The organism is Streptomyces sp. NPDC001922 (genome assembly GCF_042891165.1).
Classification (GTDB): Bacteria; Actinomycetota; Actinomycetes; order Streptomycetales; family Streptomycetaceae; genus Streptomyces.
In genome coordinates this window covers 303,821-323,306 of sequence record NZ_JBIASV010000005.1, presented here as the reverse complement: position 1 = coordinate 323,306, position 19,486 = coordinate 303,821, and the positions used below count along the sequence as shown (strand labels likewise).

The 19,486-nt window shown below is 72.9% G+C and carries 20 protein-coding genes and 1 pseudogene; 8 read left to right on the top strand and 13 right to left on the bottom strand.

Annotated elements, in window-relative coordinates; translation table 11 throughout:
* The first annotated feature begins 599 nt into the window (after positions 1 to 599).
* The 4 genes from ACFYYR_RS11385 to ACFYYR_RS11370 all read left to right on the top strand — a co-directional run bounded on the left by ACFYYR_RS11385 (position 600) and on the right by ACFYYR_RS11370 (position 2,962).
* A complete protein-coding gene (locus ACFYYR_RS11385) occupies positions 600 to 1,076 on the top strand; it encodes a hypothetical protein (RefSeq protein WP_388850022.1) in 477 nt (158 codons plus the stop codon).
* Positions 1,073 to 1,858 (top strand): transcriptional regulator, encoded by a 786-nt coding sequence (locus tag ACFYYR_RS11380; protein WP_388850019.1) that lies wholly within the window; start codon positions 1,073 to 1,075, stop codon positions 1,856 to 1,858. Before ACFYYR_RS11385 ends, ACFYYR_RS11380 begins: the two co-directional genes overlap by 4 nt.
* Positions 1,859 to 1,895: 37 nt before the next feature.
* The gene (locus ACFYYR_RS11375; RefSeq protein WP_388850016.1) at positions 1,896 to 2,330 is read left to right on the top strand and encodes a roadblock/LC7 domain-containing protein; all 435 of its coding nucleotides are present in this window, start codon (positions 1,896 to 1,898) and stop codon (positions 2,328 to 2,330) included.
* A 257-nt stretch (positions 2,331 to 2,587) separates the two neighbouring features.
* Positions 2,588 to 2,962, top strand: a complete 375-nt coding sequence (locus ACFYYR_RS11370) for a hypothetical protein (RefSeq protein WP_388850013.1) — start codon at positions 2,588 to 2,590, stop codon at positions 2,960 to 2,962.
* A gap of 73 nt (positions 2,963 to 3,035) precedes the next feature.
* Here ACFYYR_RS11370 and ACFYYR_RS11365 read toward each other — a convergent pair whose 3' ends face one another.
* On the bottom strand, positions 3,036 to 3,287 hold the full coding sequence (locus tag ACFYYR_RS11365) for a DUF397 domain-containing protein (RefSeq protein ID WP_388850010.1): 252 nt from the start codon (positions 3,285 to 3,287) through the stop codon (positions 3,036 to 3,038).
* Positions 3,284 to 4,066, bottom strand: coding sequence for a helix-turn-helix transcriptional regulator (locus tag ACFYYR_RS11360; protein WP_351510755.1), 783 nt, complete (start codon positions 4,064 to 4,066; stop codon positions 3,284 to 3,286). Before ACFYYR_RS11360 ends, ACFYYR_RS11365 begins: the two co-directional genes overlap by 4 nt.
* 202 nt (positions 4,067 to 4,268) lie before the next feature.
* Here ACFYYR_RS11360 and ACFYYR_RS11355 point away from each other — a divergent pair, with 202 nt between their 5' ends.
* Positions 4,269 to 4,766: an ATP-binding protein gene (locus ACFYYR_RS11355; protein ID WP_388850007.1), complete on the top strand. Its 498-nt coding sequence runs from the start codon at positions 4,269 to 4,271 to the stop codon at positions 4,764 to 4,766.
* An 84-nt stretch (positions 4,767 to 4,850) separates the two neighbouring features.
* Here the strand turns inward: ACFYYR_RS11355 and ACFYYR_RS11350 are convergent, their stop codons facing one another.
* From ACFYYR_RS11350 to ACFYYR_RS11330, 5 genes are all read right to left on the bottom strand, one after another.
* Positions 4,851 to 5,426, bottom strand: coding sequence for a dihydrofolate reductase family protein (locus ACFYYR_RS11350; RefSeq protein WP_388850004.1), 576 nt, complete (start codon positions 5,424 to 5,426; stop codon positions 4,851 to 4,853).
* 203 nt (positions 5,427 to 5,629) lie between these two features.
* Positions 5,630 to 5,806, bottom strand: coding sequence for a hypothetical protein (locus ACFYYR_RS11345; protein WP_388850001.1), 177 nt, complete (start codon positions 5,804 to 5,806; stop codon positions 5,630 to 5,632).
* Between the two features lie 259 nt (positions 5,807 to 6,065).
* Positions 6,066 to 6,764 (bottom strand): LuxR C-terminal-related transcriptional regulator, encoded by a 699-nt coding sequence (locus ACFYYR_RS11340; protein WP_388850344.1) that lies wholly within the window; start codon positions 6,762 to 6,764, stop codon positions 6,066 to 6,068.
* Between the two features lie 134 nt (positions 6,765 to 6,898).
* Positions 6,899 to 8,206, bottom strand: coding sequence for a PspC domain-containing protein (locus ACFYYR_RS11335; protein ID WP_388849998.1), 1,308 nt, complete (start codon positions 8,204 to 8,206; stop codon positions 6,899 to 6,901).
* A gap of 257 nt (positions 8,207 to 8,463) precedes the next feature.
* Entirely contained in the window at positions 8,464 to 10,194 is a 1,731-nt protein-coding gene (locus ACFYYR_RS11330; RefSeq protein ID WP_388850341.1) for a serine/threonine-protein kinase, read from the bottom strand.
* 220 nt (positions 10,195 to 10,414) lie between these two features.
* Here ACFYYR_RS11330 and ACFYYR_RS11325 point away from each other — a divergent pair, with 220 nt between their 5' ends.
* Positions 10,415 to 11,704 carry a PspC domain-containing protein gene (locus ACFYYR_RS11325; protein ID WP_388849995.1) on the top strand — a complete coding sequence of 430 codons (1,290 nt, stop codon included), beginning with the start codon at positions 10,415 to 10,417 and terminating at the stop codon, positions 11,702 to 11,704.
* Positions 11,691 to 11,888 (top strand): hypothetical protein, encoded by a 198-nt coding sequence (locus ACFYYR_RS11320; protein WP_388849992.1) that lies wholly within the window; start codon positions 11,691 to 11,693, stop codon positions 11,886 to 11,888. The genes ACFYYR_RS11325 and ACFYYR_RS11320 overlap by 14 nt, the downstream gene beginning before the upstream one ends.
* A gap of 205 nt (positions 11,889 to 12,093) precedes the next feature.
* On the opposite strand, the gene ACFYYR_RS11315 is transcribed toward ACFYYR_RS11320, so the two are convergent.
* The 6 genes and pseudogenes from ACFYYR_RS11315 to guaA form a co-directional block, all read right to left on the bottom strand.
* Complete coding sequence (locus ACFYYR_RS11315) at positions 12,094 to 13,416, bottom strand: haloacid dehalogenase-like hydrolase (protein WP_388849989.1); 1,323 nt, start codon at positions 13,414 to 13,416, stop codon at positions 12,094 to 12,096.
* Positions 13,417 to 13,765: 349 nt separating this feature from the next.
* Entirely contained in the window at positions 13,766 to 14,299 is a 534-nt protein-coding gene (locus ACFYYR_RS11310; RefSeq protein ID WP_388849986.1) for a DoxX family protein, read from the bottom strand.
* A 252-nt stretch (positions 14,300 to 14,551) separates the two neighbouring features.
* The gene (locus ACFYYR_RS11305) at positions 14,552 to 15,658 is read right to left on the bottom strand and encodes a hypothetical protein (RefSeq protein ID WP_388849983.1); all 1,107 of its coding nucleotides are present in this window, start codon (positions 15,656 to 15,658) and stop codon (positions 14,552 to 14,554) included.
* 92 nt (positions 15,659 to 15,750) lie between these two features.
* A complete protein-coding gene (locus tag ACFYYR_RS11300) occupies positions 15,751 to 16,536 on the bottom strand; it encodes a class II aldolase/adducin family protein (protein WP_388849980.1) in 786 nt (261 codons plus the stop codon).
* A 208-nt stretch (positions 16,537 to 16,744) separates the two neighbouring features.
* A pseudogene (locus ACFYYR_RS11295) lies at positions 16,745 to 17,024 on the bottom strand (Uma2 family endonuclease); the annotation flags it as partial.
* A 122-nt stretch (positions 17,025 to 17,146) separates the two neighbouring features.
* A complete protein-coding gene (gene guaA / locus ACFYYR_RS11290) occupies positions 17,147 to 18,856 on the bottom strand; it encodes a glutamine-hydrolyzing GMP synthase (RefSeq protein ID WP_388850338.1) in 1,710 nt (569 codons plus the stop codon).
* A 233-nt stretch (positions 18,857 to 19,089) separates the two neighbouring features.
* Between guaA and ACFYYR_RS11285 the strand changes: the two genes are divergently transcribed.
* Positions 19,090 to 19,413 (top strand): chorismate mutase, encoded by a 324-nt coding sequence (locus ACFYYR_RS11285; RefSeq protein ID WP_388849977.1) that lies wholly within the window; start codon positions 19,090 to 19,092, stop codon positions 19,411 to 19,413.
* The last annotated feature ends 73 nt before the right edge of the window (positions 19,414 to 19,486 follow it).

Here is a 19,486-nt window from a genome sequence, read left to right as displayed (position 1 = left end):
AGGGTGGCCGTCCCCTTCGTCGGCCCCTCTCGGCGGTCGGGCCCGGCGGGTGGCCGAGATCGGGCGCCGGGGACGAGCGCCGGGGACGAGCACCGGGAGCCGGCTTGCGGGGCACCGGTTGCCGAGTACGGGCCCGGTGCGAGGCGCCCGCCACGGGGTGGTGCCGGAGATCACACGCGCTCCGCGCTCCGGACCACGCCGCGCGCCACCTCCCGCACCAGGCGCCGCCGATCGCAGCGCACGTCCCGGCCGCCGCTGCCGGACGGGGCGACTCCGCTCTCGGGGCCGGAGCTCCGGTACGCCACTCCTGATGCCCGGACCTGCGAAGACGCAGCGAGAGGGCCGGATTTCGAACCGGTGGGGTGACCCTCCGCGGGTCTCCGAACGGCTCCTCTGCCGCCGACGGACGAGACGCGCGCCGCCATCCGGGAGCGGAACCGGAGGCTCACCGAGCCGGCGGGGGGCGGAGTCTAGCGATCCAAGGGCATATTCCGCGGGGTAATGCCATAACTCCCCACCTTCGATGCCACGGTACGTAATCTCTTCGTCACTGACGCGCTCCCACAGCGTCAGCACGCTGCACAGGGAGGGGAGTCGGCGTGCCCGGAATCGACGAGTGCCTGCTCAAAGCCATGACGCTGCCCGGCGCCCGCGGGGCCGCGGTCGTCGACTGGACGAGCGGCCTGGCCCTCGGCACCGTCGGCGACTCGCCCAACGGCGACCACGAGGCCACCGCGGCGGAGACCGCCGAACTGGCCCGTATGGCCGCCGAGCAGACCGCGTTCGCGCTCACCGAATCGCGCCGGCCGGCCGAACCCTGGGGGCCGCCCGGACCGCCGCGGCCCGCGCTGGACCGGGCAGCGTTCGGGCCGCCGGACCTCACCGACCCCGGCAAGGGCGCCCCCGTGGAGGACGTGATCGTCACCACCCGCACCGGCTACCACCTGCTGCATTTCGTGGAGACCACCTTCGACAGCAGCGTCTTCGTCCACGTGTGGCTCGACCGCGACGAGGGGAACCTCGCCCTCGCCCGAATATGCCTGAAGGACCTCGCCGAGCGGCTGGTGCTGGGATGAGAACCACCGAACTGACGCGGCCCACCGAACTCCCGCTGCTGGAGCGTCTCGCCGCCGACCGGGCCACCGGCGCACTCCTCCGCGACGGCGGCACCCTCTTCCTCTCCGACGGCGCCGTGGTGCACGCGGAGAGCGACGCCGCCCCCGGCCTCGACGTCCTCCTGACCACGACCGGACGCCTCCCCGCCGAACGCTGGCAGGAGGCCGTCGACCGGGCCGGTGCGCACTGCCGGGTCGGCCGCCATCTCGTCGACAGCGGCAGCCTCGGCGACGGCGAGCTGGAGATCTGCCATCTGAACGCGCTGTTCGACGCCGCGTACTTCGCGCTGGCCCCCAGCGACGGCCCCACCCGCTTCCGTCAGGGCGCCGTGCACTGGCTCGGCCCGATCCGCCCGGTCCGGGCCGAGCACGTGGCCCGGGAGTCGCGGCGCCGACGGGACCTGCTGGACGGCCTGTGGCCGTGGCCGGCCGTCGACACCTCCCCCGTCACCCGCCACCCGTCGGCCCGCGCCCCCGCGGTGCCGCACCGGCAACGGGCCGTACTGGAGCTGGCGGACGGCCTCCGCACGCCCGACCGGATCGCCCGGCTGCTCGGCCGCCCGGCCTTCCACACCCTGATCGACGTGCGCCGGCTGGCAGCGGCCGGGCACATCCGGACACCCCACGCGTCCGAACCGCCCCCCGCACCCCACCCCGTTCCCGACTGGGTCGCGGACCTCTCCGCCGACCCGGACATCGCCCTGCTGCGCCGGCTTCGTGATGCTTTGGAGGCACGCCTTTGAGTCCCCGGTCCGTCCACCAGGCCCTCTCCACGCCGTCATGAGGCGGGCCTTGAGACTGCGCGCCGAGAGGAGACAGCTGTTGGCCGCCGAAGCCGAAGTCCTCGACGAGCTGCGGCGGTTACGGGCCCGTGTCCCCCATCTGACCGGCGCCCTGGCGGCCAGCATCGACGGCCTGGTGCTGGCCCAGGACGCGGCGCCCGTGGAGGCCGAGGGCGTCGCCGCGCTCACCGCCGCCGCGCTCGGCGTCGCCCTGCGGATGACGGACGCCACCGGCCAGGGCGAGTTCCGCGAACTGCTGCTCCGCGGCGACCACGGCTACGTCGCGACCTACGCGGCGGGCACGTCGGCCGTCGTGACGGTCCTGGCGGGCTCGCGGACCAATGTGGGGCGGCTGCACCTGGAGGGACGACGGGCCGGCGCCCGCATCGGTGACCTCGTCGACGGCGCCCTCGACCGCCCGGAGCTGCCGTGACCCGTCCCGCCCGGCACCGTCAGCCGCCCGACCCCGAACCGCCGTCCTGGCCACCGGCACCGCCGCTGCCACCACCGGCACCGCCACCGCCCCTGGCGCCACCGGCTCCGCCGCCCGCGCCTCCGCCACCGCCTCCACCTCCGACCGCCGGACCCTCCAGGCCTGATCCGAACCCCCCGAAATCCGCCGACCGGCGCGGGCCGACCCGCACCGTGACCAAGCGGAGAACACCCCAACGGAAAGGAAGTGCATCAACCATGGCCAATACCGAGACCGCCCTCAAGGAAGCGATGACCTCGATAGAGGGCACGCTCGGCGTCGCCCTCGTCGACTACACCAGCGGCATGGCGCTGGGAACCCTGGGCGGGGGCAAGGAACTCGACCTGTCGGTGGCCGCCGCGGGCAACACCGATGTGGTCCGCGCCAAGGTCCGCACCATGGAAATGCTCGGCATCAAGGAGGAGATCGAGGACATCCTGATCACGCTCGGGTCGCAGTACCACCTGATCCGGCTGCTGAAGTCCCGTGGAAGCAACGGCCTGTTCCTCTACCTGGCCCTGGACAAGGACCGGGCGAACCTCGCGATGGCCCGTCACCAGCTCCGGAAGGTCGAGTCCGAGCTGGAGGTCTGACACCGGCCCGGCACAACGGCCGCGCGCGGGGAGCCCGACAAGGGGTCCCGGCTCCCCGCGCGCCGCGGCCGCTTCACCGCAATGGCTGCCGAGCGGCGTAGGCGACGAAGTCCGCCCAGGCGCCGGGGCTGAACGCCAACTGCGGGCCGCTCTTGTCCTTGGAGTCACGGACGTGGACGGTGCCGGGGCAGGTGGCGACCTCGACGCAGGCGCCGCCCTCGGAGTTGCTATGGCTGGACTTGACCCAGGAGACGGCGACCTCGACACACTCACCGCCGCCGCTACTGCTGTGACTGGACGTGAACCACACGAGCTCGTCCCTCATAGCTCCTCCGCCAAGGACGTGATGAAGCGTGCCGATTCCTCGGGGCTCAGGGCACGCTGAAGGATCAGTGCATGTCGCTGCATGATGATGCTGACCTTAGCGGGGTCTGCGTACAGGATGCCTGTCATCTGCCCTTCCTCGAAGGCAAGGTGCTCGTGCTCAGGCGTTTCCAGGAGGACGAACGATCCTTCGAGACCAGGGTGCACTCCACCAAAGGGCATGATCTGCACGGTGATGTTGCGCCGCATCAGCATGTGTGACAGGTGATCCAGCTGCCGCTTGTGCGCATCCGCACTGTCGATGGGAAAGCGCACGGCGCCTTCCCCGACGGCGAAGCTGAAGGCCCTGGTCTGCTTCTCCAGGAGAGCTTGCCGTTCCAGACGCGCCGCCACCCGCACATCGATCGTCTCGTCGTCCAAGGGCGGCCAGTGCGCGCCAATGAGCTTCCGCGCATATTCCTCGGTCTGAAGTAGCCCCGGGATCACTTGGGGCTGATAGGAACTGTGCGCAATGGCATCGGCCTCGTACCGTACGAAGTCTTGGACATAGGAGAGGAAGCGCTCCGGCTTCAGATAGTCCTGCGCCGCGAGCAGCATCCCCCGCGCCCCGCACATCTCGTCCGCCACTTCGAGAAGCCGGAGGGTCGGCTTGCGGCGGCCCTGCTCCATGGACTTGACGTACTCGTAGTCGTAGTTGGCTTCCTTGCCCAGGCCCTCGCGGGTCACCCCGGCCTGAGTACGCCACAGCTTGATCTGGTTCCCGCAGTACCGCCACGCCATCGGCGGCTGGGCATTCTCGGTGGTCACCGCACCTCGCCTTCCTCGGTGCGCGCGGGGTACAGCCACGTTCCGTACCCGGGTCGCTACTGCCGAGGCTAGGCGGTCGTCAGCACCGTAGGTGCCGGAAACGGGACAACTTCCCCTGTCCATGTGACAGCCCACCGACCCTGCCGCGCCTGCGACTTCAGCACCGAGGATTCCGATGGCCGCCCACCCTCACCCCTCCCCTCCTCACGACGCCGCGTCCGAACCGTCGGACTCCGCCTCGCTCCCACCCGAGCCGTACGCCAACGGCCTGCCGCAGGACATCGAATGGCGACTGCCACGCCACGCCCGCAGTGTCGGGAGATCGAGAGTTCTGCTGCGCGAGCAGGCGCGCTCGTGGCGCATTCCGGAGAACACCCGGGACACCGCTGTCCTCCTGCTGAGCGAGCTGATGACCAATGCCTGCCGGCATGCGCGGGTCTCCCCGGGCCGTGAGATCAGTGCGCGGTGCGTCGTACGGGACGAACGGCTCCGGATCGAGGTCTCGGACGCCTGCGACGACCTGCCGGAACCCCGGGAGGCCTCGGCGGACGACGAGTCGGGCCGCGGCCTGGCCCTGGTCTCCGCGCTGGCGGACGAGTGGGGCGCCCACCCGCGGAGCTGCGGCATCGGCAAGACCGTGTGGTTCGAACTCAAGCTCCCGGCGACCGTGTGACCTGCGCGCGTCAGCCGGGCAGGCGCGGGACTGTGGGGTGCCCGTCATCCACAGCCCCCGGCAGCGCCCACCCCACCGGACACGTCACCCCACAGCCGCTCCGGGCCGTTCGTAGCGGAGGAGGACCACCCCGTTGCCGAAGGCCCGGGTTTCCACGAGACGGAGAGAAGTCCGGGCGTCCGTGTCCGGGAAGAGGGGCTTGCCGCGGCCGATCAGGACCGGGTGGACGTAGACGCGGTACTCGTCGATCAGGTCCTGCCGCATGAAGGTCGCCGCCAGGTCGGCGCCGCCGAGCACCAGGTCCCCGCCCGGCTGCTCCTTGAGCTCCCGGATCTCCTCCGGGACCACGTCGCGCATGACGACGGTGTTCCAGTCCGCCCGCTTCAGGGTGCGGGAGAACACCATCTTGGGCTTCTCCCGCCAGATCTCGGCGAACTCCACCATGACGGGAGGGGCGTCCGGATCGGCGTCCGCGGTCGGCCAGAAGTCCGCCATGAGCTCATGGGTGACCCGGCCGCTCAGAAAGGCACCCATGCCGCGCAGCTCATCGTTGAAGTATTGGTGCAGCTCGTCGTCGACGACGTGCCAGTCGATTTCCCGGTGCGGTCCCTCGATGTAGCCGTCGAGGGACATCCCCATCATCAGGACGATCTTTCGCATGACAGTCCTCGCCGCGGTCGTCGGGCCTTGCCCACCGCCGGACCGGCCGGGCGCCCAGGGGCGCCGGAGGGTGGTCGACGGTCGGCACGAGCAGCCGGCGCGGGGAAACGCGCCGGTCACGGCCGAGACGATACGCCCGATCCGGCGGGAGACGACGCACCGCGGCGAGGCGGTGTCGTCGCGTCCCCGGTCCGGAGGGGCCGTCAGGCAGCCGTCTCCCGGGCAGCGGTCCCGCGGCGGTCGACATACGACATCACGTAGGCCCACAGACCGCCGGAGACCGCCGTGAAGGCGAGCTCCGCCCACTCGTCGTCGAGCAGGAACTTGTTGACCACGACCAGAACGACGACCCAGAGAACCCAGATTCCGACCTTCACCACGGTGCACCTCACATGTGGGGGGGAGGAGACGGACAGCGGAACGCGGTGGCAGCCGCCACACACCGTTCGGCATGCGGCGGCGTCCGCACGCGTGGGGTCGAGGCTAGGTTCCCCCGGCCGCACCCGGCCAGAGAGTTGATCAAGATCTGAGAGACCGGGGGTCCGAGACGGACCGGTACCGCCCGCCCCACCCGCGATGTCCCCGTCCCGTGCCGTACCGCCGCGGCCCGCCCGACGGCCCGGACGGGCCCCCGACGGCTCAGACCAGCCGTCGGGCCGTCGCCCACCGGGTCAGTTCGTGGCGGTTGGATAGCTGCAACTTCCGCAGCACCGCCGAGACATGGCTCTCCACGGTCTTCACCGAGATGAAGAGCTGCTTGGCGACCTCCTTGTACGCGTACCCGCGCGCGATCAGCCGCAGCACCTCCCGCTCGCGCTGGGTGAGCCGGTCCAGGTCCTCGTCCACCGGCGGCGCGTCGGTCGAGGCGAAGGCGTCCAGGACGAAGCCCGCCAGCCGCGGGGAGAAGACGGCGTCCCCGTCCGCCACCCGGAAGACGCCGTTGACCAGGTCCGATCCGGTGATGGTCTTGGTGACGTAGCCGCGTGCGCCGCCGCGGATGACGCCGATGACGTCCTCGGCCGCGTCCGACACGGACAGGGCGAGGAAGCGGACCGGCCGCTCCGGGTCGGCCATCAGGGCGGCGCAGCGCTTGAGCACCTCCACACCGCCGCCGCCGGGCAGGTGGACGTCGAGCAGGACGACCTCCGGGCGGGTCGCGGTGATGACGGTGACCGCCTGGTCGACGTCGGCGGCCTCCCCCACGACCTCGACGCCCGTGCTCTCCGTCCGCCCGATCTCGGCCTGTACGCCGGTCCGGAACATCCGGTGGTCGTCGACCAGGACGACCCGTACCGTCCGGCCGTCCGCCGGCGTGCCGTCCTGTGTGCCCTCGGTCATCGTCCGTCCCTCGTCTTCCGCTCCGCCGCGTCCGCGGCTGCCGTGGTTGCCGGGGCCCGGACCGCTGCCGCTGCCCCGGTCGCTGCCGCTGCCCTGGTCGCCGCCGCTGCCCTTGCCGCTGCTGCCGCCGCCGTTCACGGCGAACGCTCCATCTCCAGCTCCACTTCCGTCCCCCCGTCCGGTGCGGACCGCAGCCGCGCCGTGCCGCCGTTGCGCTGCATCCTGCCGATGATCGACTCCCGGACCCCCATCCGGTCCTGCGGCACCGCGTCCAGGTCGAAGCCCGGGCCCCGGTCCCGTACCGACACGAACACCGTGCGGCCCTCGACCTCGGCGTAGACCTGGACCGGCCCGCTCTCGCCACCGTACTTGGCGGCGTTGACCATCGCCTCCCGCGCGGCCTGGAGCTGGGCGCCCAGCGGATCCTCCAGCGGGCAGTCCCCCACGCAGACCACCTCGACGGGCACCCCGTGGTGGTCCTCGACCTCGGCGGCGGCGCGCCGCACCGCGGCGGCGAAGGTCCGCGGCTCGTCGGAGGCGTCCCGGCCGGTGCCCTCGGGCCGGTGGAGCCAGGCGCGCAGCTCCCGCTCCTGGGCGCGGGCGAGCCGCGCGACCTCCCGGGGGTCGTCGGCGTTCCGCTGGATCAGGGTGAGGGTGTGCAGGACGGAGTCGTGGACGTGCGCCGCGACCTCGGCGCGCTCCTGGGCGCGGATGCGCATCAGCCGCTCCTGGGACAGGTCCTGAGTCATCCGGACGACATACGGCCCGGCGAGCAGCGCGATGCCGACGAGGACGGCGAGGGCGGCCTGGAGCACGGAGCCGAGGTGTTTGGCCGAGCTCTGCATCACCACGATGCCGGTCACCCCGAGGCAGACCAGCAGCACCCCGGCCGCGCCGCGGGCCACCGCCAGGACGCGTCTGCTGCGGCCGACCTCCATCCAGTGCGCCCGGCGGGCGTTGTCGGCCTGGCGCCAGAAGAGGGCCGCACCGGCGCCGATCAGCAGCGCCGGCCAGACGTAGGCGTCGACGGCACGGCCGAAGCGGAGCGTGTCCAGGAGGATCGCCAGTCCGGCGACCAGGGCGAGCAGGGCGAACAGCTGGCCCTTGTCCGGCTTGCGGGCCAAGCGGCGGCGGCCGTCGGGGCCGGTCGCGAGGTGCGGACGGTCCGTGTGGGAGCTGTCGACGCCCCCGACGCCGAGCGGGACGACGAACCAGAACCCGGCGTACAGCAGCGCCCCCAGGCCCTCGACCAGGAAGAGCACCACGAAGACGAGGCGCACCCAGGAGACCGGCAGTCCGAGGTGCCCGGCCAGCCCGCGGGCCACGCCGCCCAGCATCCGGCCCTCGGCGCTGCGGTAGAGCTTGCGCACGCCGGGCTCGTCGTCGGCGGGCTCGGACGCCGGAGGGTACGGCCCTCCGGTACGGGCTGAGGCGGCGGTCATGGTCCCGATCGTCACACGGGGGACGGGGCGGGTGCATCAGGGTCGACCCTGAGGGTTCCCGGGCATGGCGCCGCTCACGGGCCCGACGGCCGCCGGACACGTGGGTCCCCAGGGTGCGGGAGCCAGATCCCCACGGTCCGGGAGCGCGGGCCCCCAAGGGGGCGGGAGCGCAGGTCCCCAGGGTCCGGGAGCGCGGGTCCCCGGGGCTCCGGAAGCCGGTCCCGGGCGCCGTCGGGGTCAGCGGCCCGCCGACGCTCCTACAGCGCGTCCTTCGGCAGCCGCAGGCCGTTCCGGACGTGGTCGAAGATGGGCCGGTGCTTCGCCCACTCCAGATCCGGGGCGGACAGGTAGACCGCGTACTCCTTGCCGCCCACCCGGCCGAAGCCGAGGTCGATGGCCCGGAACTTGCGCTCCTTGCCCTGGAGCGTGAACTCCCAGACGGCGGCGGGCGCATTGCGGAACTTCGTCCGGTCCATGCGGAGCTGCTTGTAACTGGGGTCGTCGGACTTCAGGTTGGACTCGACGTTCCGGAAGTGCGCCAGGGGGTCGGTGCTGGCGAAGTCGATGACATTGATCCGCACCCCCACCAGGCCGGTCGGGTCGACGTAGGTGAGCTGTTCGGGGGTGGACTTGCGATCCCGCTTCCAGCCGTCGGGCACCGGGAAGGAGACGCCGGTCTCCTTCTCCGTGACCAGGTGGTAGCCCGGCGGGACGGGGGACGGCTCGGGCGCCGGCTCGGCGCTCTTCGACGACCCGGAACCGGCCGGACGGGAGTTCCCCGGGGACACCTCCACACCGGAGTCCGCGTCGTTCATCGCCGTCAGCGTGCCGCCCACCGCCGCCGCGGCGGCCACCACGACGGCCACCGCCCACAGCCAGGTGCGGCGCCGGCCGGAGGGGGTGGCGCCGGAGGGGGTGGTTCCGGAAGGGCCGGTGCCGGAAGGGGTGGGACCGGAAGGGCCGGTGCCGAGAGGGGTGGTGCCGGAAGGGGTGGTTCCGGTGGGTGTCTGCGCGGCGGGTGCGGGCGTGGCCGCCGCAGGCGCCGGGGCCTCCTGGCGCGGGCCGGGGATCGCGGCCCCGAAGCTCCCGGAGGGCCGCGCGGACCCGGGCGCCGTATCCGTAGCCGTTCCCGTGCCTGTTCCCGTTCCCGTTCCGGGCTCGGCGCCGTGACCGGCCGCCGTCCCCGGCATGGCGTCCGTGTCGAGCACCCGGGTGCGGTCGACCGTCGCCGTCTCCGCCTCGGCCGCCGGTTCCCGCAGCCGCCGCTCCACGGCGGCCGCGTCCGGCCTGCCCTCGGGGGTCTTCGCCAGCAACTCCTCGATGAGCGGAGCCAGCACACCGGCCGAACGGGGCGGCTCCAGCGGGTCGATGGCGATGGAGTACGCGGTCTCGATCGCCGTGGCCTTGCGGAACGGGGGCTTGCCCTCCAGCGCCTGATAGAGCGTCGCGCCCAGGGCCCACAGGTCGGAGGAGGGGCCCGGGCTCCCGCCGCGGACCCGCTCCGGCGCCACGTAGTCCACCGACCCGACGAGCTCGCCGGTCTTGGTGAGCGTGGAGGTGCCGGACGCCATGGCGATGCCGAAGTCGGTCAGGACGACCCGTCCGCCCTCGCTCAGCAGCACGTTGCCCGGCTTGACGTCCCGGTGGAGCACCCCGGCGTCGTGTGCCGCCCGCAGCGCGGCGATCATGCCGCGGCCGATCCGGGCCACCTCGTCCGGGGCCAGCGGGCCGTCCTCCTTGAGGACTTCGGAGAGCGTCCGGGACGGCACGTACTCCATGACGATGCACGGAAGGCCGCCGTCGTCGACGACGTCGTGCACGACCACGACGTTGGGATGGGTGATACGGGCGGCGCTGCGGGCCTCGCGGCGGGTGCGCTCGTAGAGCGTGGCGCGCTCCTCGTCGGTCTGGTGCGGCGCCACATGCAGCTTCTTCAGCGCGACATGCCGGCCGAGCATCTCGTCCTCGGCCCGCCACACCGTGCCCATGCCACCGCGGCCGATCCGTTCGAGCAGCCGGTACCGCGCGGCGACCAGCCGTCCTTCGTCAGACTCCGCGCCGTACACGATGCGCCCCTCTGTTTCCCCCACCGGTCATGACCCGGACACGATATCGGCGAGGCGTCCCCCCGTCCCCAGGGGGGATATCAGGGTTCGGCCAGGGTCGCTCCCGGTGCACCGCGCCTCCCCGCACCGTCACCATAGAGCCATGAACGACCAGCAGACCGACGCCGGTACGCCGCCCGCGCCCGGCCACCGCCCGAGTCCGCCGCTGCGGCGCAGCCGTGGCGGCAAGGTGGTGGCCGGGGTGTGCGGGGGCCTCGGGCGCCACTACGACGTCGACCCGGTCGTCTTCCGGGTGGTCCTGGCCGTGCTGTCCGTCGCGGGCGGATTCGGGCTGCTCGCGTACGGATTCGCCTGGCTGATGATCCCGCTCGACGGGGAGGACGAGAACGAGCTCCGCCGGATGCTGTCCGGCCGGGTCGAAGGGCCGGCGCTGACGGCCCTGCTGTGCGCCCTCGTCGGCTGCGGGCTGCTGCTGTCGATGCTGGACAACGGCCCGGTCCTGGTGTTCGCGGCGATGCTGTCGGCCGCGGTGCTCGGGGCGGCGCACCGGTCGCAGGACCGGCGCCGGACCGAGCGGGAGAGCCCGGCGGACGGGTCCACCGCCCGTACGCCGGCCGGGAGTCCACCGCACGCCCCGGCGCACGGGGTCGCGCCGCCCGAGACCACCGCGCCGCCCGCGCCGGGCGCTCCGTCCTGGTGGCGCGATCCCCTCACCAAGGACGGCACCAGCGGGCCCACCGGCACCGGGTATCTGTGGGGCCCGGCCGAGGTCCCGCGGGAGACGAAGGACCCCGTGCCCGGCCGGAACGGCATCGGTGGCCGGATCTTCCTGCTGGCGGCGGCCACCTGCACCGTGGTGATCGCCCTCTCCTGGGACGCCCGGCCGCTCGGCACCACGCTGCAGCTGGGTCTGGCCGCCGCGCTCGGGGTGTTCGGCCTCGGGACGGCGCTGAGCTCCCGGTTCGGCCGCACCGGCGCCGGAACGGTCGTCATGGCGCTGCTGACCTGCGCGTTGATGGCGAGCGTGGCGGCCCTGCCGAGGAGCGTGACGACCGACTGGAGGGAGCGGTCCTGGACGCCGGCGACGGCCGCGGCGGTCGAGCCCGGCTACGAACTCGGCACCGGCTCGGGGACCCTCGATCTGTCCGGGGTGGAGCTGCGGAAGGGCCAGCGGATCGCCACCGGGGTGAGTCTGGGCTTCGGCCGCCTGACGGTCGTCGTCCCGGACGGCGCCACGGTGCGGCTGCACGCGGAAGTCGGCCTGGGCGAGCTCAGGTTGCCGGGGGACGGCCCGGGGGACGCCGACTCCGCACCCGACATCGAGAAGAGCGTCACCCTGCAGCCGGCGAAGGACAGCACGGCGCGGGGGACGGTCGAACTGGACGTGGAGGCCGGAGTCGGCCAGGTGGAGGTGGTCCGTGCGACGTCATGACTTCGAACCCGGGAAGCTGATCGCGGGCCTGGTCCTGCTGACGGCGGGTCTGCTCCGGGTCCTGGACACGACGGACGTCTGGGAGACCCCGCTGTGGGTGCTGATCCCGGTCGTCGTGGGCGGTCTGTCCCTCGCGGCCCTGGCCTCGGTGTACACGGGCACCGGCCGCGGCGAACGCGGCTGAGGAGCCCCACGGCCCGGACACCGGCGCCCCTGCCCCGGGCCGCCGGGCGGCCGCGCACGAACGCCGGGCTCCCGCCCGTGAACGGAGCCCGGCGCGGCGGGGGCCGGACCGACGCACCGGCCGGCCCCCGGCGCCGTCTCCGTGGCGGCGTCCGGCCCCGTCACGAGCCGGCGGGCCGTGGGAGCGGCCCGTTACGAGCAGACCGCTAGGAGCGGGCCGTCCCCTTCGGGAACACCCGGTCCTTCTGGTCGGGGACGACCGAGCCGTCGGGGCGCCGCACCGGACCCTCGACGCCGTCGGTGTTCATGTAGCCCTCGGTCGCGCAGCGGTAGGGCGCCGACTGCCGCTTCTTCGGCTCGATGAACATGGGGTTGACGATCCACCGCCGGTCGGCGTTGTCGTAGGCCCGGCACATCAGCTCGGTCTTGTTCCGGTTGATGACCAGGTGCCCGGCCGTGGCGTCGTCGACGAAGGTGACGTCGGTCTCCGCGTCCCCCGCGCCGAAGGCGATGCGGTGCGCCGGGTCCTGCTGCCGCCAGGCCTCGGCCCCCTTGATGCCGTAGATCCCCTTGTTGATCCAGCAGCGCTTGCCGTCCATGTAGGTCAGCGCCTCGCCGCGGGTGTCGTCCTTGACGTCGCCGCACCCCTGGACGCCGGTGGTGAGACGGCCGTCCCGCACGACGTTGCGGATGCCGATGACACGGTTCTTCGTGAAGCCGGCGCCGGGAGCCCAGGCGCGGACGATCGGCTCGGCGGAGGCGGACACCACCCAGACGTCGAACCCGGCCTTGCGGAGCGTGCGGATGAGGTCCACCTGCTGCTCGTAGTAGCGCACGTAGCCCGCCCAGTCGTGGGTGCCGACCTTCTGCACGGAGCCGACGGGCGCGGCGAGGTTCTCGGCGCGCGCCTTCCGGGCGAACTCGGTGAGCCGGGCGGGGCTGTGCCCGGCGAACAGCTGGGTGATCCAGACGTACTCGGGCACGGTCCGCCGGTGGTTCCACACCCCGCTGAAGGCGGTGTCCCCGGCCGAGGTCTTCGCGCCCTCGTAGATGTCGAGGATCTCGTCGGTGCAGCCGGTGTCCGTCGAGGTCGGCAGCGGACGGCCGACCGGGACGGAGGTGCCGCAGGCCCGGGTGAGCGCGCGGTGGGCGTCCGCGGTCATCCACTTGTTGGTGGCGCGCCAGCTCGTCGGCTGGAGGATCTTGTCGTGCTTGAGCATCCAGGCGAGCGTGGCGTCGGAGATGTCGTTCTTGACGACGGTGTTGTCCCAGTCGAACGCGGCGACCGGCTTCCCGGCGCCGCTGCGGGACTTCGCGGAACACGAGCCGCGCTCGTCGATCATCCGCTGGAGTTTCGCGCGGTTGCCGCCGTACCAGGGCAGATCCTTGCGGAGCTGCGGGCACTCGGCCCGGGAGGTGCGCGGTGACGAGGCGTCATGCGCCGCTGCCGTCCACGGAGTGCCGACGGTGGCGGCGAGAGCGAGTGCGAGACCCGTCGTGACCGGCCTCAGTACCTGCTTGCGGAGCATGGGACCTCCTGGGCGTGGGGGCGCGTCGAGAGCGCGGAACCCGCGAAGAAAGGTTTCGGCGTCGATCACGGACCTTATCCGGCAGGACGGCCTCCGCGTAGCCCCCGAAGCCGGGCATGCGGGGAGTGGTGCGGCATGTCCCCCTTGCGGCTGCGCCCCCGGCCACGGCTCCACCGGCTCGGGCGGGCCCGGGCGGGTACGCCCTCGGGGCCGGGGGCGTCTCGCGGCCCCGAGGTGCCTCCTCCGGCGCCGGGGCGCGTCGTCCGGCGCCGGGGTGCGTCGTCCGGCGCCGGGGTGCGTCGTCCGGCGCCCTGGGGCCGTACCCGCCCCCTGCTGCTACCGCCTGCCGCTACCGCCAGGGCGACCGTCGTCGGCGGCGGGCCAGCAGCGCGTCGACGGAGAGCACCGACGCCCCCGCGAGCAGCAGCGGGAGCCACGCCATCAGGTAGATCAGGTCGTTGCCGTAGTAGTACGGCTGGGTCTGCCAGCTGACCGTGAGCCAGAGGCTCAGCGAGATCAGCGCGCCGCCCAGGGCGGCGAGGCGGGCGAGGACACCGAGCAGGGTGCCGATGCCGACCGCCAGCTCACCGGCCGCGATCGCGTACCCGAAGCCGGCCGGGCTCTTGAGGGCGAGATCGACCATGGCCGGAATCGCGGCGTTGTCCCGGGCCGAGCGCATCATCTCGCCGATCGAGCCGGACCCGCCGGCCGCGAAGAAGCCCGGGTCGGTCAGCTTGTCCAGACCCGCATAGATGAAGGTGACGCCCAGGAAGACCCGCAGCGGCAGCAGTGCGTAACGAGAGGCCACCGCCCGCAGTGTCTCCGGGCCGCGCCGCCCGTCCGGCCCCCGCGCGATCACGCGGTCCAGATCCGTATGAGCCATACCGTCCGCCTCCTCGGTGCCGTGCAGGCACGATTCTCCCCACGCCTCAGGGCTTCTGCGAGAGGTACGAACGGGGCTCTGCGAGGGTTCAGTCCGGGCGGCATCATGGCTGCTCGCGCGGGTACCGGGCCGGGATCGGGCGGGGTGTGGCGGGGCGGGGCCGGACGGGCCACGACGGTGCGACGGCGCGCCCGACTCCCGGCTCCCGCCGGTCCGCCGGCGCGGCTGCCGCCCGCCCCGGAGACGGCCGGCTCAGCCGTCGGCCACGTCGATGGTGCAGCGGTTGGTCTCGGCCCCCGCGGCGGTGATCACCTGGACGTCCACCCGCCCCGGTTCGACCTCCGCCGGGACCGGCACCGTCAGCACCGTGTCCGTGGGGTTGCCGAAGCCACCGGCCACGGGGACCAGTGGCACGTTCACATGCACGGCGCCGATCCGTACGACCACCCGGGCCAGCGCCTCCGGGGTCCCCGCGCCCGGCGGCACGAAGCCGCTGCCCCGGATCTCGACGTCCTCTCCCGGCCGGATCGGCCCGTCCAGGTCGCCGGCCTCCCGGGACCGGACGACCGACAGCACGACCGGCCGTCCGCCCTCCGACCAGACCGCGGCCAGATACGTCGCGGCGGAGACGGCGACCAGGACCGCGACCGCCCACGGCAGCGCGGGCAGCCGCTGCGGCTCGCGCACCAGCAGCACCGCGGCGACCACCGCCGCGGCGCCCGTCACCAGCAGATACTGCACATCGGCGAAGCTTCCGCGGCCTCCGTCGTCGGTCACCAGGTCCCTGATCCGCGGCCGGGCGGCGGCGACCTTCTGCAGCCGCTTCGCCCGCACCCGCTGCCGGACCACGGCCGTCACGGCGACGGACAGCAGACAGCTCAGGGCCACCACGGTCAGCAGTGCTGCGCCGTGGCCGATGCGCAGTCCGTCGAGCGGCCGGGACCGGCCGCCGGAGACGGCCAGCCGACCGGCCGGTACGAGCACGGCGGCCACCGCGACCAGGATCCAGAGCGCCGCGACCGCCCGGGACGTCGACAGCCGGTTGTCGTCGCCGACCAGCGGCCCCAGGAACCCGCTCCGGCCGCGGCGCTGCCACATGCGGCCCTCCGCCCGGCCGAACTCGGCGACGGTGCGGGCGGACCGCGTCAGTTCGTCCGCGACCCACTGCCGGGAGGCGCCGGCCGAGTGGACGAGCGCGCCGGGCACCCCCTGTCCGGCCGCCAGCTCCTCCCGCCGGCGGATGAACGCGGCCACCGCGCGCCGGTGCCCCTCACGGGCGCCGTACGGGCAGGCGCCGCAGGAACAGCTGCCGCCGTGGCCGCCCTCCGGCAATCCGTCTCTCGCCGTCTCCACGGCCATGGGACAACCCTGCCTCTCTCGCCGCACACGCGCGGCAACGCCCGGTCACCGAGAGGGGATTGTGCCGCAATCGGCACGCTTCGGACGCAGGATCAGCCCAGCAGATCGGGCTCGCTGCGGGTGATCTGCTGCCACAGGGGCTGGTAGTTGATCCATGCGACGAGATCGTTCCCGAGCTGCTCCCGGGTGTGCAGAGCGCTCTCGTGGTCGATCCGGACGGGCTTCCCCGCCGCCTTCGCGGTCAGCTGCACCTGGCAGGACCGCTCCATGGTGATGAACCACCACGCGGCGGCGTCGACCGAGTCGCCGACCGTCAACAGGCCGTGATTGCGCAGGATGACGGCCTTGTGCGGGCCGAGCGCGCTCGCGATCCGGCGCCCTTCCTCCTCGTCCACGACGACGCCCGTGTAGTCGTCGAACAGGGCGTGGTCCTCGTAGAAGGCGCAGACGTCCTGGGTGATCGGCTCCAGCAGCTCGCCGAGCGAGGAGAGGGCGCGGCCGTAGGTGGAGTGGCTGTGCGCGGCGGCGACGACGTCCGGCCGGGCCCGGTGCACTTGCGAGTGAATCGCGAACGCGGCCTGGTTGACGTGGAAGCGTCCCTCGACGACCTGGCCCTCGTGGTTGACGAGAATCAGATCGTTCACGGTGATGTGCTTGAAGGACATCCCGAAGGGGTTGACCCAGAAGTGGTCGGTGAACTCCGGGTCCCGGGCGGTGATGTGCCCGGCCACCCCCTCCTCGAAGCCGAACCGCCCGAAGAGCCGGAGGGCGGCGGTGAGCCGTTCCTTGCGGTAGCGCCGCTCGTCCTCCAGCGACGCGTGGGTCGGCGGCATCGCGAACTGCAGCTGGTCGGTGGGTATCGGCGTCGGCTCCGGCATCGCGGCTGAACCTCCTCGTCCATGGCCTGTGCCAGGGAAGCTACCGCCCGGTACCGCAGGAGGCCAGGGCCCGGACGGGCTCTCACCGGATCCGCACCTCGGCGGGGGCCCGGCCGGGGCGCGCAGGGCGGGGCCACGGACACGCCGGCGCCCGGCGCCGTGAGCGGCGCCGGGCCCCGACAGCGGGGACCTCTCTCGGTGACCCGCCCTACAGGGTGTCGAATCCGGCGAGGTCGATGTCGATGTCGAAGGGCACGGTCAGCTTGAGGCGGTCGTGGTGGATGCCCGCGAGACCGTAGGCCTTGGTGCCGCCGTCCAGCTCGTAGACGTAGACCACCGGCCGGCCGTCCTCGCCCTTCTCCACCCGCCAGAAGTGCCGGATGCCGGCCTGCGCATAGAGCTGCGGCTTGCGCTCCCGGTCGCGCTTCCTCGGAGTCGGGCAACACGACCTCGACGGCCAGCACCACATCGGCGGCCTGATAGGCGGTGAGATGGTTCCTCCCATGGACGGGATTCTCGGCCGTACGGCCAGACCACCCAGGCCGAACGACGACGCCGCCACTCAAACGAATGAGCGACGGCGTCGGCGTTGTCGGCTAGCGGGAGGTGGTCACTCCCACTCGATGGTGCCCGGGGGCTTGCTCGTCACGTCGAGGACGACGCGGTTGACCTCGTCGACCTCGTTGGTGATCCGCGTGGAGATCTTCGCCAGCACCTCGTACGGCAGGCGCGACCAGTCGGCCGTCATGGCGTCCTCGGAGGAGACCGGGCGCAGCACGATCGGGTGGCCGTAGGTGCGGCCGTCGCCCTGGACGCCGACCGAGCGCACGTCGGCCAGCAGCACCACGGGGCACTGCCAGATGTCGCGGTCGAGGCCGGCCGCCGTCAGCTCCTCGCGGGCGATGGCGTCGGCCTCGCGCAGCAGGTCCAGGCGCTCCTTGGTGACCTCGCCGACGATCCGGATGCCCAGGCCCGGGCCGGGGAACGGCTGCCGCTGGACGATCTCCTCCGGCAGGCCCAGCTCCTGGCCGACCATCCGGACCTCGTCCTTGAAGAGCTTCCGCAGCGGCTCGGTGAGCTGGAACTGCAGGTCCTCGGGGAGGCCGCCCACGTTGTGGTGGGACTTGATGTTGGCGGTGCCGGTGCCGCCGCCGGACTCGACCACATCCGGGTACAGGGTGCCCTGGACCAGGAACTCCATGGTCTCGCCGTGCGCGCCCGCCTCGGCGACGACCTCCGAGGCCGCCTTCTCGAAGACCCGGATGAACTCCCGGCCGATGATCTTGCGCTTCTCCTCGGGGTCGGAGACGCCCTTGAGCGCGTCGAGGAACTGCTGCTCCGCGTCGACGACCTTGAGCTGCACGCCGGTCGCGGCCACGAAGTCCTTCTCGACCTGCTCGGACTCGCCCTTGCGCATCAGCCCGTGGTCGACGTAGACGCAGGTCAGCTGGGAGCCGATGGCCTTCTGGACGAGGGCGGCGGCGACGGCGGAGTCCACACCGCCGGACAGCGCGCAGAGGGCGCGCTTGGTGCCGATCTGCTCGCGGATCGCCGCGACCGACTCCTCGACCACGTTCTGCGTGGTCCAGTTCGGCTCCAGGCCGGCGCCGCGGTAGAGGAAGTGCTCCAGCAGCTGCTGGCCGTGGGTGGAGTGCAGCACCTCGGGGTGGTACTGGACGCCGTAGAGCTTCCGCTCGTCGTTCTCGATGGCGGCGACCGGCGCACCGTCCGTGGTCGCGGTGACCGTGAAGCCCTCCGGGGCGGCCGAGCAGGCGTCGCCGTGCGACATCCACACCGGCTGCTCGCTCGGGGTGCCCTCGAAGAGGGTGGAGCCGTTGCGGGTGACGTTCAGCGGGGTGCGGCCGTACTCGCGGCCGCCGGTGTTGTCGACCGTGCCGCCCAGGGCCAGCGCCATGGCCTGGAAGCCGTAGCAGATGCCGAAGACGGGGACGCCGGCGTCGAAGATCTCCCGGCCCAGGTGCGGCGCACCCTCGGCGTAGACCGAGGACGGGCCACCGGAGAGGATGATCGCCTTCGGGTTCTTGGCGAGGATCTCCGCCACCGGCATGGTGTGCGGGACGATCTCGCTGTAGACCCGGGCCTCACGCACCCGGCGGGCGATGAGCTGGGCGTACTGCGCGCCGAAGTCGACGACCAGGACCGTGTCCGGTGCGCGGTCGGCGTCGGGGGCGGCGGGAGTTCCCTCCGGCGAAGACGAGGGGCGGGACGCTGATGGCACTTCGGCGGCCTTCCGGCGGTGTCGTACAGGGGTGGTGCCCCCGAGTCTAACGGGGGCGGGAGGCGCGCCCTCCCGTCTCATCATCCGGGCCCTCCCGGGGGCAGCGGCCGCGGTCGGGCATACTGGCTTCCATGCATCAGCACACGACGTTCGTCTTTACCTATGGCACCGGCCCGTCCGGCTGCCATGGTCGTGCTGCTTGAGCCACTGACAAGCGACTTCCCAGGCGCCCCGGGCCGATTCAGGCCCGGGGCGTTCTGTCTTTTCCGGGGCCTGACGGCTCGGGGCGGCGAGCACCCCGAGGAGACACCGATATGAGCACTGTCACCACCACCCCCGCACCGGCTCCCGCGCACGGCCCGGCACCGGCGGACACCGGAGCCCGGACCGACGAGGCCGCCGCCCTGATCGGCGGGGCCCGGGAGCGGATCGACGATCTCGACGGGCGGATCATCGGCCTCGTCCAGGAGCGGATCGCCGTCTCGGAGGCGATCCAGCAGGCCCGGACGGCCTCCGGCGGCCGGCGGGTGAACCTCTCCCGCGAGATGGAGATCCTGAACCACTACAGCGGTCAGCTGGGGAAGCCGGGCACCGCGCTGGCGATGACGCTGCTGGAGCTGTGCCGCGGCCGGGTCTGAGGCCGCGCGCCCGCCCCGGCGGCCCCGGCGGCTCGCCGGGGCCCGCGGCCGGTTCTCCCGACCCGGGCCCCCG

Coding starts and splice junctions, on each gene's coding strand:
- ACFYYR_RS11370 (WP_388850013.1), top strand. CDS start 2,588: ATGGCCAATACCGAGACCGCCCTCAAGGAAGCGATGACCTCGATAGAG.
- ACFYYR_RS11365 (WP_388850010.1), bottom strand. CDS start 3,287: ATGAGGGACGAGCTCGTGTGGTTCACGTCCAGTCACAGCAGTAGCGGC.
- ACFYYR_RS11340 (WP_388850344.1), bottom strand. CDS start 6,764: ATGACCGAGGGCACACAGGACGGCACGCCGGCGGACGGCCGGACGGTA.
- ACFYYR_RS11310 (WP_388849986.1), bottom strand. CDS start 14,299: ATGGCTCATACGGATCTGGACCGCGTGATCGCGCGGGGGCCGGACGGG.
- ACFYYR_RS11285 (WP_388849977.1), top strand. CDS start 19,090: ATGAGCACTGTCACCACCACCCCCGCACCGGCTCCCGCGCACGGCCCG.
- ACFYYR_RS11330 (WP_388850341.1), bottom strand. CDS start 10,194: ATGGGCACGGTGTGGCGGGCCGAGGACGAGATGCTCGGCCGGCATGTC.
- ACFYYR_RS11360 (WP_351510755.1), bottom strand. CDS start 4,066: ATGGCGTGGCGGTACTGCGGGAACCAGATCAAGCTGTGGCGTACTCAG.
- ACFYYR_RS11305 (WP_388849983.1), bottom strand. CDS start 15,658: ATGGCCGTGGAGACGGCGAGAGACGGATTGCCGGAGGGCGGCCACGGC.
- ACFYYR_RS11315 (WP_388849989.1), bottom strand. CDS start 13,416: ATGCTCCGCAAGCAGGTACTGAGGCCGGTCACGACGGGTCTCGCACTC.
- ACFYYR_RS11355 (WP_388850007.1), top strand. CDS start 4,269: ATGGCCGCCCACCCTCACCCCTCCCCTCCTCACGACGCCGCGTCCGAA.
- ACFYYR_RS11300 (WP_388849980.1), bottom strand. CDS start 16,536: ATGCCGGAGCCGACGCCGATACCCACCGACCAGCTGCAGTTCGCGATG.
- ACFYYR_RS11335 (WP_388849998.1), bottom strand. CDS start 8,206: ATGACCGCCGCCTCAGCCCGTACCGGAGGGCCGTACCCTCCGGCGTCC.
- ACFYYR_RS11380 (WP_388850019.1), top strand. CDS start 1,073: ATGAGAACCACCGAACTGACGCGGCCCACCGAACTCCCGCTGCTGGAG.
- guaA (WP_388850338.1), bottom strand. CDS start 18,856: ATGAGACGGGAGGGCGCGCCTCCCGCCCCCGTTAGACTCGGGGGCACC.
- ACFYYR_RS11375 (WP_388850016.1), top strand. CDS start 1,896: ATGAGGCGGGCCTTGAGACTGCGCGCCGAGAGGAGACAGCTGTTGGCC.
- ACFYYR_RS11350 (WP_388850004.1), bottom strand. CDS start 5,426: ATGCGAAAGATCGTCCTGATGATGGGGATGTCCCTCGACGGCTACATC.
- ACFYYR_RS11325 (WP_388849995.1), top strand. CDS start 10,415: ATGAACGACCAGCAGACCGACGCCGGTACGCCGCCCGCGCCCGGCCAC.